Origin of the sequence: Streptomyces flavofungini (assembly GCF_041028215.1) — a bacterium.
GTDB classification, from domain to species: Bacteria; Actinomycetota; Actinomycetes; order Streptomycetales; family Streptomycetaceae; genus Streptomyces; species Streptomyces flavofungini_B.
In genome coordinates, this window is record NZ_JASKYR010000928.1 from 1 (window position 1) to 2550 (window position 2550).

Consider the following 2550-nt stretch of genomic DNA (forward strand, 5'->3'; position numbering starts at 1 on the left):
GCCCCGGTTCGCTCACCCGGTGGCGCGCCCGCTCAGTGCCTCGGGAGCAGGCGTTCGATCTCTCGTACGACGTGGTCGGCGAGTGGGGCCGCGCTGGGGCCGAGGACGTCCCGGCGTTCCTGTTCGGTGCCGAGGTAGACGGCGCGGGCGTGGGCGAGCGCCGGGCGGAGTTCGGCGGGGAGGCGGTCGATGGCCCAGTCGGCGGCGGCGTCCTTGGACCTGATCTCGCCCGTCGCCAGGGTCGTCCAGACGCGGGCGAGGGTGAGAAGGACGTTGCGGGTGTCCGTCGCCAGCTCGGCGAGGAGTGCGGGGACGGCCTCGGTCATGGCCCGGGCGACGTCACCGGGCGGCACCGGGTCGAGGACCTGGTCCGGCGCGGGACCGAGCAGCGGGGTCCGTCCCGCGAGCACCATCGTGACGAGGAGCGCCAGGTCGGGGTCGGGTCGCGGCGCGGGGAACTCGCCGCGCAGATACTCCTCGCGCAGCCACTCCCCGTACTGGTACTCGCTGACCGGCGGATAGACCCACGGGCGGAGGTCGCATTGGACGGCGATCGTCAGCTCGACGGGGCGGAAGGTGTCGCTGGGGTGCCCGGCGGGCGAGAGCACGAGGAGCCCCTCGGTCAGCGCCCTGCGCTCTTCCGGCGTGGTGCGCCGCCCCGCGACGACGAGGACGTCGAGGTCGCTGAGCGGGCGGAGACCGCCGAGTACGGCCGAGCCGTGCGGATAGGCGCCGACGACGCCGTCCGCGCCGAGCGTCCGGCACACCAGGGCGATGACGTCATCGGTCTGGGTCACGCGTTCCACCTCTCCGTCGGTGCGGTCCGCCCGCATCCTAGGGCGGGCCGGTCCCGCCCGGCGAAGGGCTCTACGCCCCGGCGACGGGGGTGAGTCCCTCCACCGCGCCGGTGCCGATGTCGAAGACCCACCCGTGCAGGGTCAGGGCGCCACGGTCCATGGCCTCGGCGACACAGGCGTACTTGGCCAGGTGGGAGAGCTGGAGGAGGACATTGGCGCGGATCAGGGCGGCCGTCCGCTCCGACGGGGCGACGTCGGCCGTCTCGACCACGGCGGCGTCCGCGTACCGGAGCCACTCGGCGACCGCCGGCATGGCGCTCAGGTCGGCCCCCTCGGCGAGGGCGGACATCGCCCCGCAGGCGGAGTGGCCGCAGACGACGACATCGGTGACGCCGAGCTGGACGACGGCGTACTCGATGCTGGCGGCTACCCCGTCCCCGTACGGCGTGTGGACGGGGACGAGGTTGCCCGCGGTGCGGATGACGAAGAGCTCGCCCGGCTCGCGCTGGGTGACCAGTTCGGGCACGACACGGGAGTCGGAGCAGCCGATGTACAGGGCGTCCGGGGCCTGTCCGGTGGCGAGGCGCCGGAAGAGCTCCGCCTTCGCGGGAAAGACGTCCCGCTGGAAACGCCGTACTCCGGACGCGAGGTCCTCTGGCATGGTCACTCCCTCGTGTGGGGGGGATGGCCCGCTGCGGGCCGACCCGATTCACCCTGCCTGACCTCGGGCGACGCGGCCGGAGACACGACCGGGCAGTACCTCTGACGGCGGCCTGCGACGGCCCGGCGCGGGCGGCCCGCCGGACCCGGCGGAGGGCCGGGGGCCGGACGGCCCACGGACAACTTCCAGCACATGAACATCACTTGAAGCCTTGACGGCGTTCCGACAATCAGTAAGGTCTAGGCCAATGAGTCGACCGAGGCGCCCGGTTGTCCCTTCCCCCTCATCCCCCCACCCAGAGGGAGCAGAGATGCGTTCCAAGCGAAAGCTGGCAGCCGTCGTGGGCGCGGGCATCGCGCCCGTGCTCGTCCTGACCGCAGTCAGCCCGGCCGGTGCCCACGGCTACGTCTCCACGCCGCCGAGCCGCCAGGCCCAGTGCGCCGCGGGCACCGTGTCGTGCGGCGCCATCACGCACGAGCCGCAGAGCGTCGAGGGCCCCAAGGGGCTGACGTCGTGCAGCGGCGGCAACGCGGGCTTCGCCGAGCTCGACGACGACAGCAAGGGCTGGCAGGTCACCGACGTCGGCTCCACCCAGGAGTTCAGCTGGAAGCTGACGGCGGCACACCGGACCAACACCTGGCAGTACTTCGTCGACGGCAACAAGATCGCCGAGGTCGACGACGGTGGCGCCCAGCCGGGTTCGACCGTCACCCACAAGGTTGACTTCGGCGGCCTGACCGGCAAGAAGAAGGTCCTCGCGGTGTGGAACATCGCGGACACCGCCAACGCGTTCTACGCCTGCATCGACGTGAACATCAAGGGCTGAGCGGCCTTCACGGGCCGCACAGCCACGTACCACCGCGCCCGCCCCGCAGGAACCCGGTGTTCCCGCGGGGCGGGCGCTCCCGTGTGCCGTGCGGGACCGGAATCCGGGTTCCGCTAGTCACCCGTATGCCAAAAGGCCCCGTTCGGACGCGCATCCGCGGGCATAGCTGGCAGTTGAAAACATGCACTACCTTGCGCGAGCCCCATGAACCCCCACCGCTCGCCGCCCCGCCCGGAGGAGATCTGTCATGCGGATGCCCGCGCAGC

Annotated in this window: 3 protein-coding genes; 1 reads left to right on the forward strand and 2 read right to left on the reverse strand. The window is 72.2% G+C overall.

Features of this window, described 5'->3' with window-relative positions; translation table 11 throughout:
• Positions 1-32: 32 nt before the first annotated feature.
• Positions 33-797, reverse strand: coding sequence for an aminoglycoside adenylyltransferase family protein (locus AB8Z36_RS36665; protein WP_440582100.1), 765 nt, complete (start codon positions 795-797; stop codon positions 33-35).
• Positions 798-867: 70 nt separating this feature from the next.
• The gene (locus AB8Z36_RS36670; RefSeq protein ID WP_369217712.1) at positions 868-1458 is read right to left on the reverse strand and encodes a carbonic anhydrase; all 591 of its coding nucleotides are present in this window, start codon (positions 1456-1458) and stop codon (positions 868-870) included.
• A gap of 310 nt (positions 1459-1768) precedes the next feature.
• Between AB8Z36_RS36670 and AB8Z36_RS36675 the strand changes: the two genes are divergently transcribed.
• Complete coding sequence (locus tag AB8Z36_RS36675) at positions 1769-2284, forward strand: lytic polysaccharide monooxygenase auxiliary activity family 9 protein (RefSeq protein ID WP_369217713.1); 516 nt, start codon at positions 1769-1771, stop codon at positions 2282-2284.
• The last annotated feature ends 266 nt before the right edge of the window (positions 2285-2550 follow it).